The organism is Stenotrophomonas sp. Y6, from assembly GCF_022436665.1.
In the GTDB taxonomy this organism is placed as follows: Bacteria; Pseudomonadota; Gammaproteobacteria; order Xanthomonadales; family Xanthomonadaceae; genus Stenotrophomonas; species Stenotrophomonas acidaminiphila_A.
On sequence record NZ_JAKUKB010000012.1, the window covers coordinates 20,457 to 46,229 of the forward strand.

At 70.8% G+C, this 25,773-nt stretch carries 27 protein-coding genes; 6 read left to right on the top strand and 21 right to left on the bottom strand.

The genetic code is table 11. The features are described from left to right. The first annotated feature begins 14 nt into the window (after positions 1–14). Positions 15–398 carry a Co2+/Mg2+ efflux protein ApaG gene (gene apaG, locus MKP15_RS14705; RefSeq protein ID WP_104939559.1) on the top strand — a complete coding sequence of 128 codons (384 nt, stop codon included), beginning with the start codon at positions 15–17 and terminating at the stop codon, positions 396–398. After that, positions 398–1,459 carry a symmetrical bis(5'-nucleosyl)-tetraphosphatase gene (locus MKP15_RS14710; protein ID WP_240213224.1) on the top strand — a complete coding sequence of 354 codons (1,062 nt, stop codon included), beginning with the start codon at positions 398–400 and terminating at the stop codon, positions 1,457–1,459. Before apaG ends, MKP15_RS14710 begins: the two co-directional genes overlap by 1 nt. 4 nt (positions 1,460–1,463) lie before the next feature. On the opposite strand, the gene MKP15_RS14715 is transcribed toward MKP15_RS14710, so the two are convergent. The 11 genes from MKP15_RS14715 to MKP15_RS14765 all read right to left on the bottom strand — a co-directional run bounded on the left by MKP15_RS14715 (position 1,464) and on the right by MKP15_RS14765 (position 10,000). Then, a complete protein-coding gene (locus MKP15_RS14715; protein WP_240213225.1) occupies positions 1,464–1,847 on the bottom strand; it encodes a VOC family protein in 384 nt (127 codons plus the stop codon). 161 nt (positions 1,848–2,008) lie between these two features. Beyond that, a complete protein-coding gene (locus MKP15_RS14720) occupies positions 2,009–2,506 on the bottom strand; it encodes a dihydrofolate reductase (protein ID WP_240213226.1) in 498 nt (165 codons plus the stop codon). Further along, positions 2,506–3,300 (bottom strand): thymidylate synthase, encoded by a 795-nt coding sequence (locus tag MKP15_RS14725; RefSeq protein WP_240213227.1) that lies wholly within the window; start codon positions 3,298–3,300, stop codon positions 2,506–2,508. The genes MKP15_RS14720 and MKP15_RS14725 overlap by 1 nt, the downstream gene beginning before the upstream one ends. Positions 3,301–3,374: 74 nt before the next feature. Further along, complete coding sequence (lgt, locus tag MKP15_RS14730; RefSeq protein WP_240213228.1) at positions 3,375–4,280, bottom strand: prolipoprotein diacylglyceryl transferase; 906 nt, start codon at positions 4,278–4,280, stop codon at positions 3,375–3,377. 64 nt (positions 4,281–4,344) lie between these two features. Then, positions 4,345–4,836 carry a TPM domain-containing protein gene (locus MKP15_RS14735; RefSeq protein WP_240213229.1) on the bottom strand — a complete coding sequence of 164 codons (492 nt, stop codon included), beginning with the start codon at positions 4,834–4,836 and terminating at the stop codon, positions 4,345–4,347. After that, on the bottom strand, positions 4,836–5,702 hold the full coding sequence (locus MKP15_RS14740; protein WP_240213230.1) for a TPM domain-containing protein: 867 nt from the start codon (positions 5,700–5,702) through the stop codon (positions 4,836–4,838). Before MKP15_RS14740 ends, MKP15_RS14735 begins: the two co-directional genes overlap by 1 nt. 4 nt (positions 5,703–5,706) lie before the next feature. Then, a complete protein-coding gene (locus MKP15_RS14745; RefSeq protein ID WP_104940266.1) occupies positions 5,707–6,342 on the bottom strand; it encodes a LemA family protein in 636 nt (211 codons plus the stop codon). Between the two features lie 133 nt (positions 6,343–6,475). Continuing rightward, a complete protein-coding gene (locus tag MKP15_RS14750; protein WP_104939566.1) occupies positions 6,476–7,225 on the bottom strand; it encodes a TerC family protein in 750 nt (249 codons plus the stop codon). 54 nt (positions 7,226–7,279) lie between these two features. Continuing rightward, positions 7,280–7,660, bottom strand: a complete 381-nt coding sequence (locus tag MKP15_RS14755; protein ID WP_104939567.1) for a diacylglycerol kinase — start codon at positions 7,658–7,660, stop codon at positions 7,280–7,282. Positions 7,661–7,865: 205 nt separating this feature from the next. Then, the gene (locus MKP15_RS14760; protein WP_104939568.1) at positions 7,866–9,185 is read right to left on the bottom strand and encodes a HAMP domain-containing sensor histidine kinase; all 1,320 of its coding nucleotides are present in this window, start codon (positions 9,183–9,185) and stop codon (positions 7,866–7,868) included. A gap of 101 nt (positions 9,186–9,286) precedes the next feature. Beyond that, entirely contained in the window at positions 9,287–10,000 is a 714-nt protein-coding gene (locus MKP15_RS14765; RefSeq protein ID WP_054667567.1) for a response regulator transcription factor, read from the bottom strand. A gap of 139 nt (positions 10,001–10,139) precedes the next feature. Between MKP15_RS14765 and MKP15_RS14770 the strand changes: the two genes are divergently transcribed. Beyond that, complete coding sequence (locus tag MKP15_RS14770; RefSeq protein WP_054667569.1) at positions 10,140–10,493, top strand: DMT family protein; 354 nt, start codon at positions 10,140–10,142, stop codon at positions 10,491–10,493. Positions 10,494–10,542: 49 nt separating this feature from the next. On the opposite strand, the gene MKP15_RS14775 is transcribed toward MKP15_RS14770, so the two are convergent. The 4 genes from MKP15_RS14775 to MKP15_RS14790 form a co-directional block, all read right to left on the bottom strand. Then, on the bottom strand, positions 10,543–11,481 hold the full coding sequence (locus MKP15_RS14775) for a DUF6607 family protein (protein ID WP_240213231.1): 939 nt from the start codon (positions 11,479–11,481) through the stop codon (positions 10,543–10,545). Positions 11,482–11,561: 80 nt separating this feature from the next. Next, entirely contained in the window at positions 11,562–13,751 is a 2,190-nt protein-coding gene (locus MKP15_RS14780) for a TonB-dependent hemoglobin/transferrin/lactoferrin family receptor (RefSeq protein WP_240213232.1), read from the bottom strand. Positions 13,752–13,894: 143 nt separating this feature from the next. After that, positions 13,895–14,092: a hemin uptake protein HemP gene (locus MKP15_RS14785; protein ID WP_240213233.1), complete on the bottom strand. Its 198-nt coding sequence runs from the start codon at positions 14,090–14,092 to the stop codon at positions 13,895–13,897. A gap of 138 nt (positions 14,093–14,230) precedes the next feature. Then, on the bottom strand, positions 14,231–15,202 hold the full coding sequence (locus MKP15_RS14790; RefSeq protein ID WP_104939572.1) for an aldo/keto reductase: 972 nt from the start codon (positions 15,200–15,202) through the stop codon (positions 14,231–14,233). Between the two features lie 200 nt (positions 15,203–15,402). On the opposite strand from MKP15_RS14790, the gene MKP15_RS14795 reads away from it, so the two are divergent. From MKP15_RS14795 to dusB, 3 genes are all read left to right on the top strand, one after another. Beyond that, positions 15,403–16,701, top strand: coding sequence for a nucleoside transporter C-terminal domain-containing protein (locus MKP15_RS14795; protein ID WP_104939573.1), 1,299 nt, complete (start codon positions 15,403–15,405; stop codon positions 16,699–16,701). Between the two features lie 57 nt (positions 16,702–16,758). Beyond that, positions 16,759–17,712, top strand: coding sequence for a ribokinase (locus tag MKP15_RS14800; RefSeq protein ID WP_240213234.1), 954 nt, complete (start codon positions 16,759–16,761; stop codon positions 17,710–17,712). Between the two features lie 169 nt (positions 17,713–17,881). After that, the gene (dusB, locus tag MKP15_RS14805; protein ID WP_240213286.1) at positions 17,882–18,886 is read left to right on the top strand and encodes a tRNA dihydrouridine synthase DusB; all 1,005 of its coding nucleotides are present in this window, start codon (positions 17,882–17,884) and stop codon (positions 18,884–18,886) included. A 261-nt stretch (positions 18,887–19,147) separates the two neighbouring features. Here the strand turns inward: dusB and MKP15_RS14810 are convergent, their stop codons facing one another. The 6 genes from MKP15_RS14810 to MKP15_RS14835 form a co-directional block, all read right to left on the bottom strand. After that, a complete protein-coding gene (locus MKP15_RS14810) occupies positions 19,148–19,747 on the bottom strand; it encodes a nitroreductase family protein (protein ID WP_104939575.1) in 600 nt (199 codons plus the stop codon). A 146-nt stretch (positions 19,748–19,893) separates the two neighbouring features. Further along, positions 19,894–20,955 carry a metal-dependent hydrolase gene (locus MKP15_RS14815; RefSeq protein WP_240213235.1) on the bottom strand — a complete coding sequence of 354 codons (1,062 nt, stop codon included), beginning with the start codon at positions 20,953–20,955 and terminating at the stop codon, positions 19,894–19,896. Between the two features lie 90 nt (positions 20,956–21,045). Further along, the gene (locus MKP15_RS14820; protein WP_240213236.1) at positions 21,046–22,170 is read right to left on the bottom strand and encodes an ABC transporter permease; all 1,125 of its coding nucleotides are present in this window, start codon (positions 22,168–22,170) and stop codon (positions 21,046–21,048) included. Further along, the gene (locus MKP15_RS14825; RefSeq protein WP_240213237.1) at positions 22,167–23,351 is read right to left on the bottom strand and encodes an ABC transporter permease; all 1,185 of its coding nucleotides are present in this window, start codon (positions 23,349–23,351) and stop codon (positions 22,167–22,169) included. The genes MKP15_RS14820 and MKP15_RS14825 overlap by 4 nt, the downstream gene beginning before the upstream one ends. Then, positions 23,336–24,346 carry an efflux RND transporter periplasmic adaptor subunit gene (locus MKP15_RS14830; RefSeq protein ID WP_240213238.1) on the bottom strand — a complete coding sequence of 337 codons (1,011 nt, stop codon included), beginning with the start codon at positions 24,344–24,346 and terminating at the stop codon, positions 23,336–23,338. Before MKP15_RS14830 ends, MKP15_RS14825 begins: the two co-directional genes overlap by 16 nt. Beyond that, on the bottom strand, positions 24,343–25,734 hold the full coding sequence (locus tag MKP15_RS14835; RefSeq protein WP_240213239.1) for a TolC family protein: 1,392 nt from the start codon (positions 25,732–25,734) through the stop codon (positions 24,343–24,345). Before MKP15_RS14835 ends, MKP15_RS14830 begins: the two co-directional genes overlap by 4 nt. Between the last annotated feature and the right edge of the window lie 39 nt (positions 25,735–25,773).

The window sequence follows — 25,773 nt, forward strand, 5'->3', positions numbered from 1 at the left end:
TTACACTTGCCCGCATGGATGATTCCCGCCAGTACGCGATCGAGATCGAGGTGTCGCCTCGCTTCATCGACGAGCAGTCGGCGCCCGAGGACGGGCGCTATGCGTTCGCCTATACGATCCGCATCCACAACCGCGGCAGCGTGCCGGCGCGGCTGATCAGCCGCCACTGGCGCATCACCGACGGCAACGGCCGCACCGAGCACGTGGATGGCGACGGCGTGGTCGGCGAGCAGCCGCGGCTGCGCCCGGGCGAGGAATTCCGCTACACCTCCGGGGTCATGCTCGGCACCGAGCGCGGCACCATGCAGGGCCACTACGACATGCTGGCCGACGATGGCACCGAGTTCGCCGCGCCGGTCGCGCCGTTCGTGCTGTCCATTCCCAGGACCCTGCACTGATGGCGACCTGGGCGATCGGCGACCTGCAGGGCTGCTACGACGTCACCCAGCGGCTGCTGGAGAAGATCAACTTCGACCCGGCCGCCGACCGGCTGTGGTTCTGCGGCGACCTGGTCAACCGCGGCGGCCAGTCGCTGGAGACCCTGCGCCTGGTGCATTCGCTGCGCGAGCACAGCGTAGTGGTGCTGGGCAACCACGACCTGTCGCTGCTGGCCGTGGGCGCGCGCAGCGCCGAGGAGCAGCGCAAGGTCAACCCCGACCTGCAGCGCGTGGTGCTGGCCGAGGACCGCGACGTGCTGCTGGACTGGCTGCGCCAGCAGAAGCTGGTGCACGTGGACCGCCGCCTGGGCTGGATGATGTTCCATGCCGGGCTGGCGCCGAAGTGGACGGTGGCGATGGCCGAGCGGCATGCGCGCGAGGTCGAGCAGCAGCTGCACGGCAACGGCTACCGCAAGCTGCTGCGCAACATGTACGGCGACGGCCCCAGCTGGGCGCCGAACCTCACCGGCTACGACCGTTCGCGCGCGATCATCAACATCTTCACCCGCATGCGCTACTGCACGCCGCGCGCGCGCATCGGCATGGAAGACAAGGGCACGCCGGGCACCCAGCAGCTGGGCATGTACCCGTGGTTCGAAGTCCCGGGCCGGGTCGAGCGCGAACTGAAGATGGTCTGTGGCCACTGGTCGGCGCTGGGCCTGACCATCACCCAGGGCGTGCACGCCATCGACACCGGTGCGGTGTGGGGCGGCAAGCTCACCGCGCTGCAGCTGGACAGCGAGGAACTGCGCGTGGTCCAGGTCCCCGGCCGCGATGTGCCGGCGCCGGTACCCGGCGCGCATCCGCCACGGCGGCCACCGGCCGAGCGCCGGCCCGACCCCGGCGCCGAGGCGCAGGGCGAACGCCGCGAACGGCGCCGGGCACGCCGGCACCGGCCGCACGGCGGCGGCAACAATGGCAACAATGGCAACAATGGCAACAACGGCGGCAACAACAACAGCAGCAACGGCAACCCGACGGGCACGCCGGGCAACCACGGCGGCGCCACGCCCACGCCGTAAGCGCTCAGGCGCCGGGCTGCAGCACCTGGCAGGCCTCCAGGCAGTTGCCGTCGGCATCGTGGAAGCGGAAATACACCACGCCATCGCCGCGCTCCAGTTCGCCGACACGCACGCCACGGCGTTTCAACGTCGCGCAGGCCGCCGCCGCATCGCGCGTGGCGAAGATCGGAAACGCCCCCTGCGCGCGCGGATCCGGTGCCGGCCCGCCGGCCTGGCGCTGCCACAGGGTCAGGCTCGCGCCCTGCGCCAACGGCAGCACCGCCAGGCCTGCGCCCGCATCCACGTACGTCGCCTGCAGGCCGAGCTTGGCGGCGTACCAGTCAGCGGCGGCCTGGTAATCGGCCACCGGCAGGACGAAGGTGTCGATCCGGTCGAACAGTGCGGTCATGCCCGTCTCCTGGGGTTGGAAGGTAGCTGCATCGGCTCGGCGGAACGGCATCGCTGGCACAACGGCGCAACCGACCGGGGTACCACTACCGGGAAACCCTGGAGCGGGGCTGGCCCCGCTGGGCTTGTCCGGGGATGCCCCCTGCGGGGCACGCCGCGCCGCTAAGGGGAACGCCGCAGGTAATGGGCGAAACGGAAGGCGAACGCATGCCGCGCATCGGCCGGATGCGGCTGGCTGTCCACTTCCCGCCACACGGCAGGGTCGACCTCGGGAAAATGGGTGTCGGCCGCGACCTCGGCGTCCACCCAGGTCAGGTGCAGGTCGGTGGCCTGGTCGATCAGCAGCCGGTAGATCTCGCCGCCGCCGATCACGCACAGTTCGTCGGCAGCCTCCCCGGCGGCCATCTCACGAGCCTGCTCCACCGACGCCACCGCGCGCATCCCCGCGAACGGCACCTGCCCGCCACGGGTCAGCACCAGGTTGGTCCGGCCCGGCAGCGCGCGCCCGAGCGACTGCGCGGTCTTGCGCCCCATCAGGATCGGCTTGCCGAGGGTCAGCGCCTTGAAGTGCTTGAAGTCGTCGGGCAGGTGCCAGGGCATGGCGTTGTCGCGGCCGATCCCACGGTTGCGGTCCAGCGCGGCGATGAGCGACAGCTTCATCACACCGCCACCGGCGCCTTGATCGGCGGATGCGGGTCGTAGCCGTCGATGCGGATGTCGTCGTAGCTGAAGCCGAACAGGTCGGTCACTTCGGGGTTCAGCCACAGCGTCGGCAGCGCGCGGGGCGCGCGCGCGAGCTGTTCGCGGGCCTGTTCGAAATGGTTCGAGTACAGGTGCGCGTCGCCCAGCGTGTGCACGAAATCGCCCACGCCCAGCCCGGTGGCCTGGGCCACCATGTGGGTCAGCAGCGCATAGCTGGCGATGTTGAACGGCACGCCCAGGAAGATGTCGCCGCTGCGCTGGTACAGCTGGCAGCTGAGTTTGCCGTCGGCCACGTAGAACTGGAACAGGGTGTGGCAGGGCATCAGCGCCATCTGCGGCAGCTCGCCCACGTTCCAGGCGCTGACCACCAGCCGCCGCGAGTCCGGGTTGCGCCGGATCTCGTCCAGCAACCACTGCATCTGGTCGATCTGGCGGCCGTCGGCGGCGGCCCAGCTGCGCCACTGCCTGCCGTAGACCGGGCCGAGGTCGCCGTTGGCGTCGGCCCATTCGTCCCAGATGCCGACCTTGTTGTCCTTCAGGTAGGCGATGTTGGTGTCGCCCTTCAGGAACCACAGCAGCTCGTGGATGATCGAGCGCAGGTGCAGCTTCTTGGTGGTGACCAGCGGAAAGCCTTCGTCGAGGTTGAAGCGCATCTGCCAGCCGAACACGCTGCGGGTGCCGGTGCCGGTGCGGTCGGCCTTGTCGGTGCCGTGGTCGAGCACGTGCCGCAGCAGATCCAGGTACTGCTTCATTCTTTGCCTCCGGCTAGTGACTTCATTCTTCGCCTCCGGCGAAAGGCTTCATTTCCCACCTCCGGCGCAGCGCTTCATGCCTTGTCCCCGGCCGGTACCGCCGGCTGCAGCGCAGGCGCACGCCGCGACATGGCCAGCAGCACCAGTCCGAGCACGATCAGCGGCAGGCTCAGCAGCTGGCCGCGGGTGAACCAGCCGAAGGCCAGGTAGACGCCGTTGTCGGGCATGCGCACGAACTCGACCAGGAAGCGGAAGCTGCCGTACATCAGCGCGAACAGGCCGGACACGGCATAGCGCGGGCGCGGCTTCATCGAATACGTCCACAGCACCACGAACATCACCAGCCCTTCCAGCAGCGCTTCGTACAGCTGCGAGGGATGGCGCGCGTACTGGGTCAGCAGGCCGGCCGCGTAGTCCTGGCGGATCTGCGCGGCCGACATCAGCTGCTCCATGGTCGGCAGGCCGGCCGGCACGTCCTTGAGCGGCGCGTGCGGGAACACCACGCCCCAGCCGGCGTGGGTGAACTTGCCCCACAACTCGCCGCCGACGAAGTTGCCCAGCCGGCCGAAGCCCAGCCCCAGCGGCACCAGCGGCGCGACGAAATCGATGGTGTCGAAGTAATGCAGCGCGTGTTTGCGGGTCCACCACCAGCCGGCGGCCATGACCCCGAGCAGGCCGCCGTGGAAGCTCATCCCGCCCTCCCAGACGCGCAGCAGCAGCAGCGGGTTGTGCAGGAAATCGGCGGTGGCATAGAACAGCATGTAGCCGATGCGCCCGCCCAGTACCACGCCGAGCATGGCGTAGAACAGCAGGTCGGAAAACGCGTTCATGTCCACGCCCGGCAGGCGCCCGGCGCGGATGCGGATACGCCCCAGCCACCACGCGGCGGCGAAACCGAGCAGGTACATGATGCCGTACCAGTGCACCTTGATCGGCCCCAGGGAGAAGGCGATGGGGTCTATGTCGTGGAGATAGAGCATGCAGGCGGGTCCGGCGGACGAGTCCCTATTCTCGGGGCAGCGCCCGCGGGGCTCAACCGCCGCGTCACCCGAGCAGCTGCGGGCGGTCAGGCAACTCGTTGTCGCGCGGCGCGTCTGGATCGGCCGGAAAATGCTCGGCCAGCATTTCCGAGAGGGTTGCGATGCCCGCCAGTACCGCGGCCTCCAGGTCGCCCTCGCGCTGGCGGCGGCCGAAATCCTCGCAGACCAGGCGCCACTGCGCCGCGTCGATGCGCCCGTGCAGGCCACGGTCGGCCACGATCTCGACGGCGTGGTCGGCCAGCAGCAGGTAGAGCAGCACGCCATTGTTGTCGCGGGTGTCCCAGGTCCGCAGCAGCGCGAAGGCATGTTCGGCGCGTTCGCGCGGCGAGACCCCGCGCCACAATGCCGCCAGCGGCAGGTCGGACTCGACCGCGAACATCAGCTGGGCGCCGTGGCGGCGCTCGCCCTCGGCAATGGCGCGGGCGATGCGGTCCAGGCTGGCGGCGGGAAACCGCGCATGCGCCGACGGCGAAAAGACATGGCGCAACCAGCGCATCACCAGCTCCCCGAGGCGCCACCGCCTCCCGAACGCCCGCCGCCGCCGGACCAGCCGCCACCGCCGAATCCGCCGCCGCCAAAGCCGCCACTGCCAAAGCCGCCACCGCGGGCGAAGCCCCCGGGCGAGAGCCCACCCAGCGACAGGAAGAACGCCACCGCCGCGGCGACGCCGCCGCCGGCCAGCGACAGCAGCAGCCAGCCGGCACCCCCGGCCAGCAGCGCGGCCAGCAGGCCTTTGGCCGGCCGCGAGCGGCGCGCGAACAGCAGCCGCGCCAGCATCGAGGCGATGCCGCCGATGAACAGCGCGACGAAGAAGGTGGCGTCGCTGCCGCCGGGCTCACGGTTGCTGGCCACCGGCGCCGGCAGCGGCTCGCCGTCGATCAGCCGCACCAGCACCGCGGTGGCCTCGGCGATGCCGCCGGCATAGTCGCCGTTGCGGAAGCGCGGCACCAGGTATTCCTGGATCACCCGGTTGGCGATGGCGTCGGGAATCGCGCCCTCCAGGCCATAGCCGGGCTCGATGCGCACGCGGCGGTCGTCCCGGGCCACCACCAGCAGCACGCCGTCGTCCACGCCCTTGCGGCCGATGCCCCACTGCTCGAACACGCGGGTGGTGTACTGGGCGATGTCCTCCGGCCGGGTGCTGGGCACGATCAGGATCTGCAACTGGCTGCCCTTGCGCTGCTGCAGGGCCAGCGCCTGCTCCACCAGCGCCTGGCGCTGCGCCGCGTCCAGGGTGCCGGTGGTGTCGACCACCGGCGAGTCCAGCGGCGGGATCGGCGCCAGTTGCTGCGCCATGGCCGTGCCCGGCCCGGCCAGGCCGAGCAGGAAAGCCAGCAGCAACAGGCGCAGCAGGCGGTTCATCGGCTCACTGCGCCGGCGCGGGTGCCGGCGGCGGGGTCTGCGGCTGCGGTTGCGGCCGGGTGCCGAAATCCACCGCCGGCGGCTGTGCGATCTGCGCTTCGTTGTCCACGCTGAAGTTCGGCTTGGCCTGGTAGCCGAACAGCTTGGCGGTGATCACCTGCGGGAACGAGCGGATGTAGGTGTTGTAGTCCTGCACCAGCTGGATGTAGCGCCCGCGCGCCACGGTGATGCGGTTCTCGGTGCCTTCCAGCTGCGCCTGCAGGTCGCGGAAGTTCTGGTCGGACTTCAGCGTCGGGTAGTTCTCGCTGACCACCAGCAGCCGCGACAGCGCGCTGCCCAGTTCGCCCTGCGCCTGCTGGAACTGCTGCAGCGAGGCGGCATCGTCGGCGTTGACCTGGATCTGCCCGACCCGGGCGCGCGCATTGGTGACCTCGGTCAGCACCTGCCGCTCCTGCTGGGCATAGCCCTGCACGGTGTTGACCAGGTTGGGGATCAGGTCGGCGCGGCGCTTGTACTGGTTGAGCACCTCGGACCAGCCGGCCTTGACCGCCTCGTCCTTCTGCTGGATGGCGTTGTAACCGCAGCCGGAGATCGAGCCTGCCACGAGGGCAAGCAACACGAGGCGGAGGAAGGGGCGCATGGGCGGGTCCTGGTTGGCCGGAACCGCAAGCATGCCACCACTGCCGTGCAGCGTGTGCATACGACAGGGGCCGGCACGTGCCGGCCCCTTTGGGTAGCGCGCCACCGGCACCCGGCCGGCGGCGGGCAACGGCTTACCAGTTGTCCGCGCCGGGGATGTGGTGCTGCCTGGCGTTGCGCCGCATCAGCAGGTTCAGCCACTCCACCATCACCGAGAAGCCCATCGCGGCATAGATGTAGGGCTTGGGCACGTGCAGGTCCAGGCCGTCGAGCACCAGCACCGCGCCGACCAGCAGGATGAACGCCAGCGCCAGCAGCTTGACGGTCGGGTTGGCGTCGATGAAACGGCCCAGCGGGTTGGCCGCCAGCAGCATCACCGCCACCGACAGCAGCACCGCGCAGACCATCACCGGGACGTGGTCGGCGATGCCGACGGCGGTGATCACCGAATCCAGCGAGAACACGATATCGATGATCGCGATCTGCGCGATCACCGTGCCGAACGCGGCCGATGCCTTGGTGGTGGTCGGGTCCTGGTCCTCGCCGCCGCTGACCAGTTCGCGCACTTCCTTGATGCCCTTGTAGAGCAGGAACAGGCCGCCGACGATCAGCACCAGGTCGCGGATCGAGATGCCCATGCCGGCCACGGTGAACAGGTTGCTCTCCATGTGCGCCAGGTAGGCCAGCGACACCAGCAGCATGATGCGGGTGATGCAGGCCACGGCGATGCCGACCCGGCGTGCCAGCGGCCGGCGGTGCTCGGGCAGCCGGCCCACGGCGATGGAGATGAACACCAGGTTATCGATGCCCAGCACGATTTCCAGCGCACTGAGCATGAACAGGGTGACCCATACGTTCGGGTCGGCAAGGAACTCAAAAGACATGCAGGCAATCCTTCAACAAAGACAATCCGCCGCGGTCGCGCGCGGCGGCGAGGTTCAGAAAATCCGGGGCACCAGGATCAGCCCCCAGCACAGCAGCACATTCATCATCATCACGAACACCGCTGCCGAGCCCATGTCCTTGGCGCGGCCGGCCAGCACGTGGAACTCCGGGCCGTAGCGCTCGATCACCGCCTCGATGGCCGAATTGGCCAGCTCCATGGCCAGCACCAGCAGCAACGAGCCGACCAGCAGCACGCGCTCCACCGGGGTCTGCCCCAGCCACACCGCCACCGGGGCGAGCAGCACGAACAGGTACACCTCCAGCCGGAACGAGGATTCGTGCCGCCAGGCCGCGGTCAAACCCTGCCAGGACCAGACCGCCGCCTTGAGCACGCGCGCCGGGCCACGCGGCAGGTTGCCCATTTCGTCAGCCATGCGCGCGGCCCTCGGTCGAGCCGGCGCGGGTGGCCGGGACGGGGCGGGAACGGGAAATATCCATGCAGGCGGCCGTGGCGATGAACAGCGCAGGATTCTGCCACACGCGCCCTGCCGGCGCCCTGTCGCCCGCTCGCACAGGCTCGCGGAGGCAGCCGTGCGCCGTCGCGCCAGGGCGCCGGGCCCGCCACCGGCAGCGGTCGGGTCAGGGGGAGGCGGTGCCGTCCACGCCCTGCTCGGGCTGCGCGGCGTCGCGCGCGAAACGCACCGTCACCGTGGTACCCCGCCCGGGCTCGCTCTGCAGCTCGATGCGCCAGCCGAAACGCTCGCACAGGCGATGCACGATCGGCATGCCCAGGCCGTGGCCCTGGCGCCGCTCCGGCTCGACCCGGAAGAACGGCTCGAAAATCCGCGCCAGCGCCTCGGGCGACATGCCGATGCCGGTGTCGCGCACCACCACCCGGTCGGCCTCCACGTAGGCATCGACGCGGCCGCGGTCGGTGTAGTTGCAGGCATTGCGCAGCAGGTTGCCGACCACCACGTGCAGGACCTGCGGCGGCACCCGCAGCGGGCTGGCGGCGGCGACATGGACTTCCAGTTCCACCGGCCGCCCGGCCAGGCTGCCGCGGGCATTGGCCGCCTCGTAGCGGACCACGTCGGCCACCTCGACCCACTCGGCCTGCGGCTCGATGTTGGCCTCGCGCGCCAGGATCAGCAGCGCGTCGATCAGCGCCTCCATGTCGCGGCCGGCGCGCTGGATGCGCTGCAGGCTGCGCTGCAGCCCGGGGCTCAGCTCCTGCGCGCCCAGCGCCATGTCGCTGGCCATGCGGATCACGGTCAGCGGCGTGCGCAGCTCGTGGCTGGCATCGCGGGTGAAATTGCGCTCGCGCGCGACATGGTCGCCGATGCGCCCGGCCATGGTATGCAGGGCACCGGCCAGCTGCCGTACCTCGCCCTGCACGTCGGCCGGCAACCGCTCCGGCGCCAGTTCGCTCGCGTCCGGGTACAGCGGGTCCCACTGTGACACCCGCCGCGCCAGCCAGGTCACCGGCGACACCACCCGGTGCGAGACGTGGTAGGTCAACCACGATGCGCCATATACCGCCAGCAGGATCAGCAGCACCGGCACCACCCCGAACCAGAACGCCAGGTGCTGCGCCTGCGAGCGCAGGAACACCAGGTACAGGCGCCCGGCGGGCTTGTCGTCCACCAGCACCAGTTCGTCGGCGTCGCCGACCTCGTGGAAGCCCGGCGCCAGCCCGCGCAGGTCGGCGGGCAGGCTCAGCGGCGACTGCCCGGTCTCCAGCAGGTAACCGCGGACATTGCTGGTGTTGGGCGGCGGCTGCACCGGCGAGGCCTGGTACAGCTCCCAGTAGTGCGCGGCCTCCTGCCTGAGCAGCGCGTTGACCAGGCCGAACTTGACCACCAGCAGCACCAGGTAGCCGCCCAGCAGCACCGCAAGGCCGGCCAGCAGTGCCTGCAGCATGAAAGCGGTCCTGATCTTGCGCGGCAACCCGTGCAGCATTGCGGTCCCGTGGTGGTCCAGTGCGGTTAGGGGAAGAGCACGCCGGCGCGGGCCGTGGTACGGCCCGCCCGGTCGCGACGGATCACGCTTCCCCGCATGCCTCAGCCCATCGGCTGGGCGATATCGGCAATACGGTAGCCCGCGCTCTGCACGGTATGCAGCAACGGCCGGTCGAACGGCTTGTCGATGATCTTGCGCAGGTTGTACAGGTGGCTGCGCAGGGTATCCGAGTCCGGCAGGCCGTTGCCCCAGATCTCGCGCTCGATTTCCTGGCGGGTCACCACCCGCGGCGATTCGCGCATCAGGATGGTCAGCAGGCGCAGGCCGATCGGCGACAACTGCAGCTCGGTGCCGGCGCGGGTGGCGCGCATGCTGACCGGGTCCAGCACCAGGTCGGCGACCTTGAGCACCTCGGCGCCCACCTGGCGGCGTTCACGGCGGATCAGCGCGCGCAGGCGCGCTTCCAGTTCCTGGATGGCGAAGGGTTTGGTCAGGTAGTCGTCGGCGCCGAACCCCAGCCCGGTCAGCTTGTCGTCCAGGGTGTCGCGCGCGGTGAGCATCAGCACCGGGGTGGACTTGCGCGCCTCGTTGCGCAGGCGGCGGCACACCTCGATGCCGTCCAGCCGCGGCAGCATCAGGTCCAGCACCACCACGTCGTAGCTGTTTTCCGCCGCCAGCCGGTAGCCGTCCAGGCCATCGCAGGCATAGTCCACCTCGAATCCCTTGCTTTCCAGGTATTCGCCGATCATCTCGGAAATGTTGCGGTTGTCCTCGATGACAAGCACCAGTCCGGACGATTCCTTGGTCTGTCGCATGGAGCCTCCTCGTTCTTCAGCTTTGTGAAAGATGCCGTACCCCGAGTGGATCCCATGTGAAGAAACTACGCCCTGTCGCGCGTGGTTCGCCGGACCGGTGCTGCACCTATGCTATGCGCGCCTTCCCACGGACCCGGACATGCCCGCCCCGCCCTTCACCGCCTATCTGTACCCGGTACTACTGCTGGTCGCCAGCAACGTTTTCATGACCATCGCCTGGTACGGCCACCTGAAGTACCGTTCGGCGCCGCTGCTGACGGTGATCCTGGTCAGCTGGGGCATCGCCTTCTTCGAGTATTGCCTGCAGGTGCCGGGCAACCGCCTGGGCGCGGCGGTCTATTCCGCGCCGCAGCTCAAGGGCATGCAGGAAGTGATCACCCTGGTGGTGTTCGCGGTGTTCTCCGCGGTCTACCTGGGGCAGCCGCTGAAATGGAACCATTGGGCGGCGTTCGCGCTGATCGTGGTCGCCGCGCTGCTGATGTTCAAGGAATGAGCCCGCGCGGCGGCGCCATGCCGCCGCACGGATGCCGCCGCCCCGGCGCTCAGTCCGCGGCCGGTGCCTTTTCAACCCAGGCCGCGAACACCTCGCCGATCCGGCGTTCGTCGACCGCCCGCCCCGCCTGCACGGCTTCGGCCTGGGTGAACAGCGGCACGATCATCGCCATGCCGTCGACCGGCGTCTTCAGCCGCACGCCCGGCGCCTGGCCGAGGAAGCCGTCCCAGTGCCGGCGCACCCGCGCCCAGTAGCCGGCGGTGGCGTTCCAGTAGGCGCGGGCCGGGCTGAAATCCACGTCCGTGGTGCGCACGTAGTCGTTGAAACCGAACTCGCGCGCGATTTCGTGCTGCCCGCCATCGGCGTCGCGGCGTACCTTGGTGTTGAACTGTTCGTGGGTCCAGCCGTTGGGGGTCAAAGTGTGGCGGTTGACCATGGCCAGCGCGTTGTAGTCGCTGCGCCGGGTGTACTCGCGGCGTGGCAGCGGGCGCCAGCCCGGGTCGCTGGTCCAGCTGGGCACGCCGTTGTCGTAGCGCCAGCGGCCGGTGCCGCAGTAGCGCGGCGCGTCGCTGACCTCGTAGACGCATTGGGTCCAGGCGCCGCGGGTGAGGTCGGCGGGAAGCGCGCGCACCCGCCAGGTCTGGTCGGTGCTGAACTCGAAGCGCACCGGCGCTTCATAGGTCCAGTCCTGGCGCCAGTGCTTGGTGACGTGGCCGCTGGCCGGATCCACCAGCAGGTGCTGCAGCACGATGCGGGTGGGGGTGTCCTCGACCACGACCACCAGTTCGTTGCCGCCGCTGCGCATTGCCGGGGCGCGTGCGTAACCGGGCTGCAGCAGCACGGTTTCGTCGAAGGCGAAATCCACGGTGTACTCGCCCTGCATGCGCACGATGGTGTCGTGGTCGCGGGCGGGGTCGGCGGGCGCGGCGACCGCGCCGGCACTGGCGGCGCAGGCCAGCAGCAGGCTGGCGCAATGCGGTTTCTTCATGGGTTCCTCGGGGGCGGTGGGAAGGCCGTCCATGGCCGGGTGACGCTCCATCGGGGGAGGGAAGCAGCGGTTGGCGCCGCTCACCAGGCCAGTGACAGGCTGGCCGATACGGTGCGACCGGGGTTGCTGAAGCGGTCGCTCACGCGGCTGGAAGCGGCCAGGGTGCCGGCCAGGCTGGACCATTCGATGTAGCGGCGGTCGGCCAGGTTGAACACGCCGACCTGGGCGGTGGCGCCCGGCGCGAAGCGCCAGTGCGCCATCAGGTCGAGCACGCCGTAGCCGGCGGGACGGAACGCCTCGGCGCTGGCGACCCGGCCCTTGCGGCGGGCGAAGCTGCCGGCCAGCTCCATGCCCCAGTCGTCGCGGTCGTAGGCCAGCCCGAGGCTGCCGCGCAGCGGGTCCACCGTGTCCAGCGGCACGCCTTCGCTGAGGTTGCGCCCGCGCGACCAGGCCGCCGCGCCGCGCAGCGACCAGCCGGCCAGCCGCGCATCCAGCGCGCCCAGCTCCAGCCCCGCCTTCAGTTCGGCGCCATGGATGCGCGCGTCGGCGATGTTCTGCGACTGGAACACCATCAGCCCCTGCGCGTTGGTGCCGACGTAGCGCTGCGATTCGATGAAGTCGCGGTAGTCGTTGCGGTAGCCGCCGAGGCTGGCCCACAGCGCCGGCCCCACGTAGCGCACGCCCAGTTCCAGGCCATGGCTGGTTTCCGGTTTCAGGTCCGGGTTGGGAATGGCGGTGTAACCGAACAGGACGTTGGTGAAGCCCAGGTTGACGTCGTTGTACGGCGGCGAGCGGAAGCCGCGCGCGTAGCCGGCGAACAGCGACCAGCGCGGATCCAGGCGCCAGACCATGCCCAGCTTCGGCGACACGCTGGTCTTGCGCAGCGACGCCAGTGCCACGCCGGGGTTGTCGCCGCTGAAGATCGCGTCGGCCTGCGGCTCGAGCCGGTAGTGGTCCACGCGCACGCCGGGCACCAGCGACAGGCGGCCGCCGGCCAGCCGCACCTCGTCCTGCAGGTACAGGCCCAGCTCGGTGGTGCGGGTGACCGGGAAGTCGCGCACCGGGAACGCGTCGGGCAGGATCGTGCTGCTGGTGCTGCCATTGGCCAGCACCTGGTAGCCGTCGCGCTTCTGCCGGATCCGGCTCCAGGTGCCGTCCAGGCCCCAGGTCAGCGCATGTTCGGCCGCGCCGGTGACCAGGCGCTTGTCGAACTGCGCCTGCGCGCCATGCACCCGCTGGTCGAAGTCGAACACGCGGTGGCGGCGGCTGCGGTTGGCGCGGTCCTCGTCGGTGACCTGGGTGGTCTCGCTGTCCTGGCGGTACAGCTGCCAGCGCAGGCTGTCGGCGAAGGCCGCGTCCAGCGCGTCCATTTCATGCGCCAGCGACACCCGCGCGCGGGTCTGCCTGTCGTGCGCCTTCATGCCGATGGTGGTGACGTGGTCGATGGCCGACAGCACGTCGGTGTCGGTGACGTCCTCGTTGCCCTCCACGGTCAGGCGCAGGCGCTGGCCGTCATCGGGCGCATAGACCAGCTTGGACAGCACGCTGCGGCCGTCGCGCTGCTGCGGATTGGGTGCGGTGCGGGTGTTGTCGGCACTGCGCACCCGGCCCTTGTTGCCGGTTTCCTGGCCCTGGCGGTGGTTGACGTTGACCATGCCGCTCCAGCGCGCGCCGCCGAAGGCGGTGGTCACCCCGCCGAGCAGGCCCTGCCAGTCGCCGTCGTAGCCCAGCTTCAGGCCGACGTAGGCGCCCTTGCCGTCGCCCAGGTAATCGGCCGGGTCCTTGGTGACGAAGGCGACCACGCCACCCAGCGCGTCGGAGCCGTACAGCGAACTGGCCGGGCCGCGCACGATTTCCACCCGCTTGAGCGTTTCCAGGTCGGTGAAGTCGCGGTTGGCGCTGGCGAAGCTGCCGATGGCGAAGCTGCGCGGCATGGCGATGCCGTCGGTCTGGATCAGCACGCGGTTGCCGTCCAGCCCGCGGATGCGGAAGCCGCCCAGGCCGAAGCGGGCCACGCTGCGGGTCACCGAGATGCCCGGTTCGTAGCGGACCAGGTCGGCGATGTCGTGGACGAGCTGCCGGTCCAGTTGTTCGCGTTCGATCACGTCGACCGTGGCGGCGACGTCGGCGACCGCGCGGCCGGTGCGGGTGGCGGTGACCTGGACGCGTTCCAGGTCGTGGGCATCGGCCGGCGCGGCTGTGGCCGGGGCGGCATGGGCGGGAAACAGCGTCGCCCACAGGGCGGCGCTCAAGGCGGCGGGACGGATCATGGGTACCTTGAATCGAACGGTTGACCCCCGGCGCAGCGGCCGGCCGCCGTGGCGGCCCGGCCGTGGCCGAGGGGGAGAGAAGATGCGATTCAGGCGGGCATGACGCGCAGCGGCGCGCCGGCTGGCGGCGAATGCGGCCGGGGTTACTTGGTGAGGATCAGCTTGTCGTTGCTGGTATGGCGCAGGCGGTAAACGCGGTCGCCATGGCGGATCAGGATCTCGCGCTGGCCCTTCAGCAGCGCGCCGCTGTCGATCGCGTCATCGACGGCCAGCGGTCGCGGGGCGGGGCGCTGCGGCAGGTGCAGGGTACGGGGACGGAGCAGGACAGGTTGGGCGAACATCGCGGCGGTTCCGTGGCGGGGACGGAATTGATGATAATGATTCTCATCCGCGATGCAAGAGGGCGCGCCTTCCGCGCCCGGCCGCATTCCTCCCACGCCGGGCAGGCGCCACGGCCCGCCCGGCGCGCGTCGCCCGGGTCAAGCGAAGGCGGCTTCCACCCTGCTCCACGCGTCGTCGCCGACACGCTCGAGCAGCTCCAGCGCGCGCAGGTTCTCCTCCAGCTGCGACACCCGGCTGGCGCCCAGGATCACGCTGGATACACGCGGGTTGCGCAGGCACCAGGCGATGGCCAGCTGCGCCGGCGATTCGCCCAGCTCCGCGGCCACCGCGGTGAAGCGCCGCACCTTGTCCAGCCGCGCATCGGCCGGTTCGCCCAGCACCGCCGACTGCAGCCAGCCCAGCGACGGCTGCGCCAGCCGCGAACCGGCGGCGATGCCGTCGTTGTACTTGCCGGTCAGCAGGCCCGAGGCCAGCGGCGACCAGATGGTGGTGCCGAGCCCGGCGTCGGCGTACAGCGGCGCGTACTCCTGTTCCACCCGGGCGCGGTGCAGCAGGTTGTACTGCGGCTGTTCCATGGTCGGCGCGTGCAGGCCGTTGCCGCGGGCGAACGCCACCGCCTCGGCGATCTGCGCCGCCGACCACTCCGAGGTGCCCCAGTACAGCACCTTGCCCTGGCGGATCAGCACGTCCATCGCCTGCACCGTCTCGGCGATCGGCGCCTCCGGGTCGGGGCGGTGGCAGTAGTACAGGTCCAGGTAGTCCACCCGCAGCCGCTTGAGCGCGGCATGGCAGGCATCGTGCACGTGCTTGCGCGACAGCCCGCGCTGCAGCGGGTTGGGCGCCTCGACCGCGCCGAAGAACACCTTGCTGGACACGCAGTAACCGTCGCGCGGCAGGCGCAGGTCGGCGATCACGTCGCCCATCACCTGCTCGGCCCGGCCCTGCGCGTAAACCTCGGCGTTGTCGAAGAAGTTGACCCCGTTGTCCCAGGCCGCGGCGATCAGGTTGCGGGCCTCGCCCCGGGCGATCTGGCTGCCGAAGGTGACCCAGGCCCCGAAGGACAGGGCGGAAAGCTGCAGGCCGGACGACCCGAGGCGGCGGTATTGCATGGCTGGCTCCTGGAACGCGGTGCGCGCCGGCGGCGCGGACAGCCGCCAGTGTAACCCCCGCCACCGTACTGATAGCGCCCCGGACCTTGCCGATGCCGGCCTGATCGCCGCCGTTGCCCCCGGCAGGCACCGGGATTGTTGCCCGCCACTGGCCGCTGCTCTAGGCTTGCCGCTTTTGCGGGCTCGCCCGGGGAATACTCATGGTCGAAGGTTTGGGCAGGATCGGCTTCGGCCTGTTCGGTCTGGCGGTGCTGATCGGCATCACCTGGCTGTTTTCCAACAACAAGAAGGCAGTGGACTGGAAGCTGGTCGCCACCGGCATCAGCCTGCAGATCGCCTTCGCCGCGCTGGTGCTGCTGGTACCGGGCGGGCGCGACGTGTTCGACTGGCTGGGCCAGGGCTTCGTCAAGATCCTCAGTTACGTCAACGAAGGCTCCAGCTTCATTTTCGGCAGCCTGATGGACGTGCCCAAGTACGGCTTCATCTTCGCCTTCCAGGTGCTGCCGACCATCATTTTCTTCTCGGCGCTGATGGGCGTGCTCTACCACGTCGGGGTGATGCAGGCGGTGGTCAAGGTCATGGCCTGGGCGATCACCAAGGTGATGCGGGTGTCCGGCGCGGAAACCACCAGCGTCTGCGCCAGCGTGTTCATCGGCCAGACCGAGGCGCCGCTGACCGTGCGCCCCTACATCCCCAAGATGACCCAGTCCGAGCTGATCACGATGATGATCGGCGGCATGGCGCACATCGCCGGTGGCGTGCTGGCCGCCTACGTGGGCATGCTCGGCGGCGGCGACCCGGTGGCGCAGGCGTTCTACGCCAAGCACCTGCTGGCGGCCTCGATCATGGCCGCGCCGGCCACGCTGGTGATCGCCAAGCTGCTGGTGCCCGAGACCGGCACCCCGCTGACCCGCGGCACGGTGAAGATGGAAGTGGAGAAGACCTCGTCCAACATCATCGACGCGGCGGCTGCCGGCGCCGGCGACGGCCTCAAGCTGGCGCTGAACATCGGCGCCATGCTGCTGGCCTTCATCGCCCTGATCGCGCTGCTCAACGCGCCGCTGACCTGGCTGGGCGAAGTGACCGGGCTGGCCCAGGCCATCGGCAAGCCGACCAACCTGGCCACCATCTTCGGCTACGTGCTGGCGCCGATCGCCTGGGTGATCGGCACGCCGTGGGCCGATGCCACCACCGTGGGTTCGCTGATCGGCCAGAAGGTGGTGATCAACGAATTCGTGGCCTACCTGCAGCTGTCGGAGATCATCAAGGGCAATGTCGCCGGGGTCACCCTCAGCGACGAAGGCCGCCTGATCGCCACCTACGCGCTGTGCGGCTTCGCCAACTTCAGTTCGATCGCCATCCAGATCGGCGGCATCGGCGGGCTGGCCCCGGACCGTCGCCACGACCTGGCCAAGTTCGGCCTGCGCGCGGTGCTGGGCGGCACCATCGCCACGCTGATGACGGCCACCATCGCCGGCGTGCTCAGCCACTTCGGCTGAGCCCGCGCGCTCCCCCTTCGGCTCCCCCCCAAAGCCACCTGAAGAGAAATTGATTCCATGAAGTCTGTTGTTGTTGCCGGTTCCTTCAATGTCGACCACGTCTGGCGCTGCGATACCCTGCCCGCGCCGGGGGCGACCATTGCCGGGCGCTACAGCACCGGTCCCGGCGGCAAGGGCTTCAACCAGGCGGTGGCCGCGCGCCGCGCCGGTGCCGACATCACCTTCGTCTGCGCGCTGGGCGACGACGCCGGTGGCGCGCTGGCCCGGCAGCTGGCCGCGGCCGACGGCATCGTGCTGGCCGCCGAGGCCAGCGGCGAGCCCACCGGCACCGCCGGCATCTACGTGGACAGCCGCGGCCGCAACTCGATCGTCATCGGCCCCGGCGCCAATGCCTCGCTGAGCACCGGCTTCATGGCCGCCAACGCCGGTCTGATCGGCGCGGCCGGGGTGCTGCTGGCGCAGCTGGAGTCGCCGGTGGAGTCGATCGAGGCGGCGCTGGGCATCGCCCGCGAGGCCGGCGTGCTGACCGTGCTCAACGCCGCCCCGGCCAACGCGCCGTCGAGCATCGGCCTGCTCAAGCTGGCCGACGTGCTGACCCCGAACGAAACCGAGTTCGCCGCCCTGCTCGGCCGCCATGTCGGCGAGCGGGTGGAGGCCGACGACGTGGCGGCGCTGGATGGCGCCAGCCTGCACTCGCTGTGCCGCAAGCTGTCCGGCAACACCGTGGTGGTCACCCTCGGCGCGGTCGGCGTGTTCGTCTCGCACGACGAGGAGCGCCTGCGCGGCGACAGCCAGCCCTACTACCGGGTGGCTGCCGAGCCGGCGCAGGTGGTCGATACCACCGGTGCCGGCGACGCCTTCAACGGCGCCCTGGCGGCCTCGCTGGCACAGGCCCCGGACGCGGCCTTCATCAAACACGTGCGCTTCGCCAACCAGTACGCCGCCCGCTCCACCGAGAGCGAAGGCGCCGCCGCGGCGATGCCGCGGATGACCCCGGCCGACGCCGCCTGAGCCCGGGTACCGGCGCTGCGCTGGCCGCCACCGCTGGGCGGCCAGCGGCCGCCCGCGGCGGCACGGCGGGGGCGGTGCGCCACCGGCAAACCGGATGAGCGCTGAAGCCATGCCCGCGCGAGGGGCCGGCGCCGGCATCGGCGCCGCGCCGGGCACTACAATGCGCCGCATGCAGATCGGCCCCTACACCATCGCACCCAACGTGGTGCTCGCGCCCATGGCCGGCGTCACCGACAAACCGTTCCGGCAGCTGTGCAAGCGGCTGGGCGCGGGCCTGGCCGCCTCGGAGATGACCATCTCCGACCCGCGCTTCTGGAATACCCGCAAGTCCATCCACCGCATGGACCATGCCGGCGAGCCGGCGCCGATCAGCGTGCAGATCGCCGGCACCGAGCCGCGGCAGCTGGCCGAGGCGGCGCGCTACAACGTCGACCACGGCGCGCAGATCATCGACATCAACATGGGCTGCCCGGCCAAGAAGGTGTGCAATGCCTGGGCCGGCTCGGCGCTGATGCGCGACGAGGCGCTGGTGGCGCGCATCCTGGAGGCGGTGGTGGGTGCGGTGGACGTGCCGGTCACGCTGAAGATCCGCACCGGCTGGTGCGCGCAGGTGCGCAACGCGCCGGCCATCGCCCGCATCGCCCAGGACAGCGGCATCGCCGCGCTGGCGGTGCACGGCCGCACCCGCGACCAGCACTACACCGGCACCGCCGAGTACGACACCATCGCCGCGATCAAGACCATGCTGGACATCCCGGTGCTGGCCAACGGCGACGTCGATTCACCGCGCAAGGCCGCGCAGGTGCTGGCCCATACCGGCGCCGACGCGGTGATGGTCGGCCGCGCCGCGCAGGGCCGGCCGTGGATCTTCCGCGAGATTGCCCACTACCTGGCCACCGGCGAGGAGTTGCCGCCGCCGTCGCTGGAAGAGGTGCGCGACATCCTGCTCGGGCACTTGGCCGACCTGCATGCGTTCTACGGCGAACCGCAGGGCGTGCGCATCGCCCGCAAGCACCTGGGCTGGTACGCGAAGGACCGGCCCGAACACACCGATGAACAGCGCGCGGCGTTCCGCGCCGTGGTCAACGCCGCCGAGAGCGCCGACGCGCAGCTGCGGCTGACCCGCGACTACTTCGACGGGCTGATCGCCGCGCAGCCGCTGGCCGCGGCCTGACGGGCAATCCCCGCATGCAACCAATCCCGTAGATGCGGGGCTTGCCCCGCATGCGGCCGTTCCCGCGAGGCTTCCGTGCGCGGCAAGCCCCGCACCGGCGGCGTCGATCCCTGGCCTGTGCCCGGCACGGCCGCCAACCCGCGGGGCCGCGTTCCGGCAGGCCAAGCCGGAAAGGAGCGCGACCACCGGGCACAACAGAAAGGCCCGCCAGCAGAGCCGGCGGGCCTGGATCGGCGCGGGGGGAGGAGCGCGCCGGAAGGCTCAGGCGAAGACCTTGAAGCGGGCCTCGTCCTCCATATAGCTCTTCTCGCCGATGGCGGCTTCGTGGGAGCCGAACGGCATCTGCGCGCGCAGCTGCCAGTTGCCGGCAATGCCCCATTCGCGGTGCACGGCCTCGTCCACCACCGGGTTGTAATGCTGCAGGCTGGCGCCGATGCCGGCCTCGGCCAGCGCCGTCCACACCGCGAACTGGGCGATGCCGTTGGCGTGCTCGGCCCACACCGGGAAGTTGTCGGCGTACAGCGGGAACTGGTCCTGCAGGCCGCGGGTCACGTCCACGTCATTGAAGAACAGCACGGTGCCGGCGCCGGCGGCGAAGCTGTCCAGCTTGCCCTCGGTGGCGGCGAACGCGGCGGCCGGCACGATCGGGCGCAGCGCGTCCTTGACCAGCTCCCAGAACTTCACGCTCTGCGCCCCGTGCAGGATCAGCGCGCGGGTCGGCTGCGAATTGAAGGCCGACGGCGCCTCACGCACGGCGTGCTTGATCAGGTCGGTGACCTGGTCCTGGCCGATGGGCAGGGTGCGGCCGAGCGCGTACTGGGAACGGCGCTGCTTGTACAGGGCGATGGCTTGGCTGTTCATGGTGACTCCGGAAGGAAGGAAAGCCGGCAAGGCGGCCATTCGTGGAATGGGCGCCAGTGTAATTGCCAACAAATTCAGAACAAACACTATAAAAATCACTATTTGTTCTAAATTTGAAAATAAAGCCCGCTTCCGGAATCTCCCGCCTAACCGCCCGTCACCTCCGCCGCCGGCATCACGCCCTCATCGTTCCATATACGGTGCCAGACCTGCGCCAGCCGCTGCTCCAGCACCGCGCGCCCACCGGCATCGCGATACACGGGCCGCAGCTGCCGCGGCGGGATCGGCGCCCAGCGCCCCCCCTGCTCGCGGGCCACGGCGAAACTGAAGTTGTAGTCCGGCTCAAGGCCCATGCGCAGGTCGCTGAGCACCAGTTCGCCATCGCGCACCTGCGCGCGCATGAAACCGCGGTTGAACCACTGCAGCCGCGCCACCGCCGGGATCGACTGCGCCTGGCGCAGCGCCTGCACATTGGACGGGTAACCGCTGAAGCGCATGGGCCCGTGGTCGGCCCACAGCGAGCGGTCGCCGACCACGTAGCCCTGCGGGGTCATCGCCACCACCCGCCACAGCAGCGTGTTGAACGGCATCGGTACCGAGAACCGCGGCGCGCCGGCCAGCCCCATCGCCGCCAGCGCGCGGTCGGCGTCGCGCTCGACCCGATGCTTGGCCAGCAGCGACCAGCCCAGGTACCCGCAGCTGAGCACCAGCCCGGCGACCAGCGCGCGCTGCGCCAGCGGCCGTGCCCGCGCGAACCACGCCACCACGCAGGCCAGCGCCAGCCACACGGTATACAGCGGGTCGATGATGAACACGCTCGACCACATCGTCGGGTGCGGCATCAGCGGCCACCACAGCTGCGTGCCGTAGACGGTGAACGCGTCCAGCAGCGGATGGGTGACCAGCGCCAGCACCATCGCCCACCACCAGCGCGCGGGCGCCTGCGCCACCCGGCCGTGGCCGAAGCGCCGGTACAGCCACCAGATCAGCGTGCCCAGCAGCGGCAGCACGAACAGCGAATGGCTGAAACTGCGGTGCACCGTCATCAGGCTCACCGGGTCGCGGGTGAAGGCGATGATCAGCAGCCCGTCGAGATCGGGCAGCGTGCCCAGCGCGGCACCGGCGAGCAGCGCCGCGCGGCGGTGGCCGGCCGGGGCGATGGCGGCGGCGACGGCGCCGCCGAGGACGATCTGGCTGAGGGAATCCATCGCCGCATTATGCCGGGCCCTGCCGTGGATGCAGGGCTTGCCCTGCAGGGCGCATCCGCGGCCGCCCCCGGTGCCGGGCGGACCCGGCAGCTACCCCGGAGGGTGGCGTGGCGGCCGCGCGCGCAGCCGCCACGCCGCCAGCGCAGCGTACAGCAGCGCCAGCAACAGCAGGTTGAGCAGTTCGCCGCCGATCTCGGGCACCCGCGCGCCCATCTGCTGGGTGCGCACGATGGCGTTGATGCCCGCGGTGGTCGGCAACAGCTTGGCCAGCGCCACCAGTGCCGCTGGCGACGCCACCGCCGGCCACGACAGGTTGGACAGGAAGAACAGCGGGATCGAAACCCCGGTGACGTACTGGAACGCGCGCTCGCGGGTACGGAAGAAGCTGCCGACGAACAGACCGAACGCCACCGACGCCAGCGCGAACAGCAGCACCGCCAGCAGCAGGCCGGGCACGTTGCCGCCACGCGGGTAGTCCTGCACCCAGGCGTTGAAGCCGGCGTAGTAGAGCAGCCCGGCCACCGCCACCAGGGTGAAGGCCGCGGCCATGCCCAGCAGCGCCGGTGTCGCCACCTGCAGGCGCTGCCCCGACTGCGCGCGACGGGTACCCAGCAGCACGCCGATGCCCAGCAGCAGGGTCTGGTGCACGATCAGCTCGGCCACGCCCGGCACCACGCTGCTGCCGTAGCCCTCGCGGGTGTTGTACAGCGGCCGCTGCACCAGTTCGAGCGGTGCCGCCAGCGGCGGCCCCATGAAGCCGGCCTGGCGCACCGCCTGGTCGCGGCCGAAGGCGCCGATGCCCTCGGCCAGCCCGCCCAGGATGGCGCTGGCGCGGCCCAGGTAGGCGCCATTGCCCAGCAACACCAGCTGGCCGCTGCCACCGCGCAGGATGTCGCGCTCCAGCCGCGCCGGGATCAGCACGATGCCATCGACCTGGCCGGCTTCCAGCTGCGCGCGCGCCTGCGCCAGGTCGCGCGGCTGGGTCGCCACCCGCACCGCGCGCAGCGCGTCGACATGCCGGACCAGCGCGCGGCTGGTGGCGCTGCGGTCGGCGTCGACCACCGCCAGCGGCAGGTCGCTGGCGACCTGGTGACGGTAGGCCGCCGGGTAGAAGAACGAATACAACAGCACCGCGCCGATCATCACCGTGCGCGCGGCCGAGTCGGCGAACACCGCCTGCAGCGTCGCGCGGAAGCTGGCGGCGACCCGGCTCATGCCGGCACCGGCACCGGCGGCGCGGCGCGGCGCGCGGCCCGGGCCAGCAGCAGCGCACCACCGGCACCGGCCACCCCCGCCATCAGCGCCAGCACGCCCAGCGGACGCAGCGACACCGTCCACGGCGAGCCCATGAACAGCTGCTGCATCTGCAGCTGGACATACGCGGTGAGCGGCAGCAGCGCATTCCACACGCGGGTGAACAGCGGCGCCGCCACCACCGGGAAGGTGGCGCCGGAGAACGCCAGCGCGGTGCCGATGCTCAGCCCGACCAGCGACAGCCCGGTGCACATGTCGCGGGTGAGGGCGATGAACAGCAGCGCGAAGCAGCAGCACGCCAGGTAGAACAGCGGCTGGGCCAGCAACAGCAGCCACACGCTGCCGGCCACGCCGTCGCCACGCACATAGGCCACATACAGCACGCCGAAAGCGCCGTACAGCGAGAACACCGCCACGTAGGGCAGCAGCTTGCCGGCGATGGCGGCCCAGGGCCGCCGCCCCAGCCAGGTGGCCAGCAGGCCGTCGCGGCGCTCGCGGCCGAAGGCGCCGCCGGCCGCCAGTGCCGCCAGCAGCGACAGCACCGCCGGGAAGATCAGCGGCAGCAGGAACAGTTCGTAGCTGCGCGCCGGGTTGTACAGCACCGTGGCCTGCACCGTCACCGGCGCGGCGCGCAGGCGCGCCGGCCCGGCCTGCAGGCCGATCCGTTCCTTCAGCATGCGCGCGTTGTACGCGGCCACCGCGTCGGCGATGTCGCGCGCGGCCGATTGCCCGGTGGCCAGGTAGGTGGCGTTGTAGAACGCGTAGACCGGTGCCGGTTCGCCGCGCAGCGCGCGCCGGCTCATGTCGCGCGGCAGCAGCACGATGGCGAACACCTCCAGCGCGCGCAGCTGCGCCTGTGCCTGTTGCAGTGACGCCGGCTGGGCGACCAGCGCCACCCCGGGGCTGGCATCGATGGCGCGCGCCAGCGCGCGGCTGTCGGCGCTGCCGTCCAGGTCCACCAGCGCCACCGGCAGCTGGCGCAGCACCGCGCCGGAGAACAGCGCCATCATCAGCAGCATGAGCAGCAGCGGCACCAGCGTGACCAGTGCCAGTTCCCAGCGGTCCTCGCGCCAGTGGCGCAGTTCGCGCCGCAGCGACGCGGCGAACGCGGCGCCGCTGCCCGGCGTCAGCCCTGCGGCCATGCGAACAGCACGCTCATGCCCGGGCGGAACCCGTCGACCGGCTGCCGCGGACGCACCCGCACCTCGAAGCTGCGCACGTCGTAGCCGGATGACTGCCGGGTGCTGCGCCAGGTGGCGTAGTCGCCGGCCGGGCTGATGAAGTAGACCTCGAACGCGGCGCTGCGCCCGCCCAGGGCCGGGATCGTGCCGTGCAGCACCGCCCCCAGCCTGAGCCCGTACAGCTGGTCCTCGCGCAGGGTCAGCGCCACCCACATGTGGTCGATGTCGACCAGGGTAAACACCGGGTAGCCGGCCGGCACCAGTTCGCCGATGTCGGCCATGCGCTTGCTCACCTCGCCGGCCAGCGGCGCGTGGCCGCGGGTTTCCTGGCGCGCGGCATCGACTTCGGCCTTGGCGCCTTCGGCCTGCCGTACCTGCGCCAGCGCGGCGGCCTTGTCCTGGCGGCGCGCGCCGGCCAGCGCCTGGTCGTACTGCGCCCGCGCCGCCCGCGCCAGCTCCTCCGCGCTGCGCGCCTGCGCCTGCGCCTCGTCGCGCTTCTGCCGGGTGACCACGCCCTCGTTGAACAGGGTGTCCAGCCGCCGGAACGTGGCCGTGGCCAGTTCGGCACCGGCCCGGGCACGCTGCCAGTTGGCCTCGGCGGCACGGATGTCCTCGCTGCGCGCGCCCTCCTCGGCCTTGTCCGCCATCGCCTGTGCGGCCGCGACCACCGCCGCGGCCTGGCGCTCCTTGGCCGCGACTTCCGGGCTGTCCAGCTCGAACAGCAGCTGCCCGGCCGCGACCCGCTGGCCCTCGCGCACGTGCAGCGCGTGCAGCCGCGCGGTCACCTTGGCGGCGACGTTGACGCTGTCGGCGTCGGCCATGCCCTGCACCTGGTCGGCCGGGGTACGCAGGCCAAGCCACAGCCCCAGCGCCACCAACGCCAGCAACAACACGCCGGCGATGGCAAAAACGCGGCGCCGCCGCGGTCCCGTGTCGTGTCCCGCCGTCTGGCTCATTCCAGCACCTTGTCCGCCCGCCGGCGGTAGTCGTCGAACCGTTGCATCTGCCCGCTCACTTCCAGCAGCTGCGCCAGCGCCACATCGAACTGGTAGGCCGCCTGCGCCCGCTCCACCCGCGCCGCGCCCAGCGCCAGGCGCGCGTCGATCACATCCAGCGAGGTCGCCTGCCCTTCGCGGAAGGACAGCTCCTGCAGGCGCAGGTTCTCCTCGGCCTGGGCGATGCTGCTGTCCAGCAGCCGGAACTGGCTGCGCGCGGTGTCCAGTTCGTTCCAGGCCTTGCCCACGCCCAGCCGCACCTGGTTCTCCGCCTCGCCCAGCCCGGCGCGCGCCTGTTCCAGCTGCGCGCGCGCGGCGCTGACCTGCAGCGGCCGCGCGCTCGGCGACAGGAAGGTGTAGCGCAGGCCGATGCCGAACGCCCAGTCGGCATCGGTGAGCAGGGCGTCGCGGCGGTGCAGGTCGTACTGGCCGAACAGGTAGACCTGTGGCTTGAGTCTGGCCTGCTGCACGCGCACGCCCTGTTCGGCCTGCTGGCCCAGCGCGCGCAGGCGCTGGAGCTGCGGATGGCGCTGCAGCGCGCTGCGCTCGAACGCCTCGCGGGGCTCCAGCGGCGCGTCGATCACGAACAGCGGCGAGGTGGTGCCGACGTTGCCGCCGCTGCGCAGCAGCGTGGCCAGCGCCTGCTGCAGGGTGGCCAGGTCGTTGCGCGCCTTCTGGTACTCACGCTCGGCCTTGTCGCGGGCGACACTGGCCTGCAGGCGCTGGGCGCGGCTGGCGAAGCCTTCGCGTTCGAGCTTGAGCGCGTCGTCCAGGTGCCGCTGCAGGCCATCGCGGACCTCGCGCCGCACCTGCACCGCGCGTTCGGCCAGCTGCTGGCCGAAATAGGCCTGCACCAGCTGCAGCGCCAGCGACTGGCGCTGCGCCTCGCGCTCGGCCTCGGCCTGGGCGGTGGCTGCCTGCGCCGCCTGCTGCGCCGCCGGGATCAGCCCGCCGCTGTACAGCGGCACGCTGGCGGTGACGATCGGGCGGGTGCGCCAGTCGCGCTCGGCGAAACGCAGCGGCGATTCGATGCCGAACGCCTCGGCCACCGGTGCCAGCGAACCCAGTGGCAGCTCCAGCGATTTCTGGAACTGCATGCGGCGTATGTCGCCGGTGATTTCCGGCAGCCGCAGGTAGCGGGTGGCGTCCTGCAGGTCCTGCTTGCCGCGCACCCCGGCGTCGGCCGCGGCCAGCGCGTCGGAGACCTGTTCCAGGCGCGCGCGCGCCTGCTCGAAGCTCAACGCCGGCGGCGCGTCGACGCTGGCGGCAGCGGTGCCGGTGGCGGCCAGCAGAAGCCAGGCCGCGAACAACACCGCCCTTGCCCGGGTCGTCGACTGCGTGTGTGCCACCGCGGATGCTCCTTTCCCCAGCCCGCGGCGAGCATAGCG

Bases quoted from the DNA above. Each gene is read 5' to 3' on its own strand.
- MKP15_RS14815 (WP_240213235.1), bottom strand. From the start codon at position 20,955: ATGGATTCCCTCAGCCAGATCGTCCTCGGCGGCGCCGTCGCCGCCGCC.
- MKP15_RS14715 (WP_240213225.1), bottom strand. From the start codon at position 1,847: ATGACCGCACTGTTCGACCGGATCGACACCTTCGTCCTGCCGGTGGCC.
- apaG (WP_104939559.1), top strand. From the start codon at position 15: ATGGATGATTCCCGCCAGTACGCGATCGAGATCGAGGTGTCGCCTCGC.
- lgt (WP_240213228.1), bottom strand. From the start codon at position 4,280: ATGCTCTATCTCCACGACATAGACCCCATCGCCTTCTCCCTGGGGCCG.
- MKP15_RS14795 (WP_104939573.1), top strand. From the start codon at position 15,403: ATGGTCGAAGGTTTGGGCAGGATCGGCTTCGGCCTGTTCGGTCTGGCG.
- MKP15_RS14740 (WP_240213230.1), bottom strand. From the start codon at position 5,702: ATGAACCGCCTGCTGCGCCTGTTGCTGCTGGCTTTCCTGCTCGGCCTG.
- MKP15_RS14785 (WP_240213233.1), bottom strand. From the start codon at position 14,092: ATGTTCGCCCAACCTGTCCTGCTCCGTCCCCGTACCCTGCACCTGCCG.
- MKP15_RS14790 (WP_104939572.1), bottom strand. From the start codon at position 15,202: ATGCAATACCGCCGCCTCGGGTCGTCCGGCCTGCAGCTTTCCGCCCTG.
- MKP15_RS14710 (WP_240213224.1), top strand. From the start codon at position 398: ATGGCGACCTGGGCGATCGGCGACCTGCAGGGCTGCTACGACGTCACC.
- MKP15_RS14755 (WP_104939567.1), bottom strand. From the start codon at position 7,660: ATGGCTGACGAAATGGGCAACCTGCCGCGTGGCCCGGCGCGCGTGCTC.
- MKP15_RS14830 (WP_240213238.1), bottom strand. From the start codon at position 24,346: ATGAGCCAGACGGCGGGACACGACACGGGACCGCGGCGGCGCCGCGTT.
- MKP15_RS14750 (WP_104939566.1), bottom strand. From the start codon at position 7,225: ATGTCTTTTGAGTTCCTTGCCGACCCGAACGTATGGGTCACCCTGTTC.
- MKP15_RS14810 (WP_104939575.1), bottom strand. From the start codon at position 19,747: ATGAACAGCCAAGCCATCGCCCTGTACAAGCAGCGCCGTTCCCAGTAC.
- MKP15_RS14745 (WP_104940266.1), bottom strand. From the start codon at position 6,342: ATGCGCCCCTTCCTCCGCCTCGTGTTGCTTGCCCTCGTGGCAGGCTCG.
- MKP15_RS14760 (WP_104939568.1), bottom strand. From the start codon at position 9,185: ATGCTGCACGGGTTGCCGCGCAAGATCAGGACCGCTTTCATGCTGCAG.
- dusB (WP_240213286.1), top strand. From the start codon at position 17,882: ATGCAGATCGGCCCCTACACCATCGCACCCAACGTGGTGCTCGCGCCC.
- MKP15_RS14725 (WP_240213227.1), bottom strand. From the start codon at position 3,300: ATGAAGCAGTACCTGGATCTGCTGCGGCACGTGCTCGACCACGGCACC.
- MKP15_RS14720 (WP_240213226.1), bottom strand. From the start codon at position 2,506: ATGAAGCTGTCGCTCATCGCCGCGCTGGACCGCAACCGTGGGATCGGC.
- MKP15_RS14800 (WP_240213234.1), top strand. From the start codon at position 16,759: ATGAAGTCTGTTGTTGTTGCCGGTTCCTTCAATGTCGACCACGTCTGG.
- MKP15_RS14820 (WP_240213236.1), bottom strand. From the start codon at position 22,170: ATGAGCCGGGTCGCCGCCAGCTTCCGCGCGACGCTGCAGGCGGTGTTC.
- MKP15_RS14735 (WP_240213229.1), bottom strand. From the start codon at position 4,836: ATGCGCTGGTTGCGCCATGTCTTTTCGCCGTCGGCGCATGCGCGGTTT.
- MKP15_RS14765 (WP_054667567.1), bottom strand. From the start codon at position 10,000: ATGCGACAGACCAAGGAATCGTCCGGACTGGTGCTTGTCATCGAGGAC.
- MKP15_RS14775 (WP_240213231.1), bottom strand. From the start codon at position 11,481: ATGAAGAAACCGCATTGCGCCAGCCTGCTGCTGGCCTGCGCCGCCAGT.
- MKP15_RS14770 (WP_054667569.1), top strand. From the start codon at position 10,140: ATGCCCGCCCCGCCCTTCACCGCCTATCTGTACCCGGTACTACTGCTG.
- MKP15_RS14780 (WP_240213232.1), bottom strand. From the start codon at position 13,751: ATGATCCGTCCCGCCGCCTTGAGCGCCGCCCTGTGGGCGACGCTGTTT.
- MKP15_RS14825 (WP_240213237.1), bottom strand. From the start codon at position 23,351: ATGGCCGCAGGGCTGACGCCGGGCAGCGGCGCCGCGTTCGCCGCGTCG.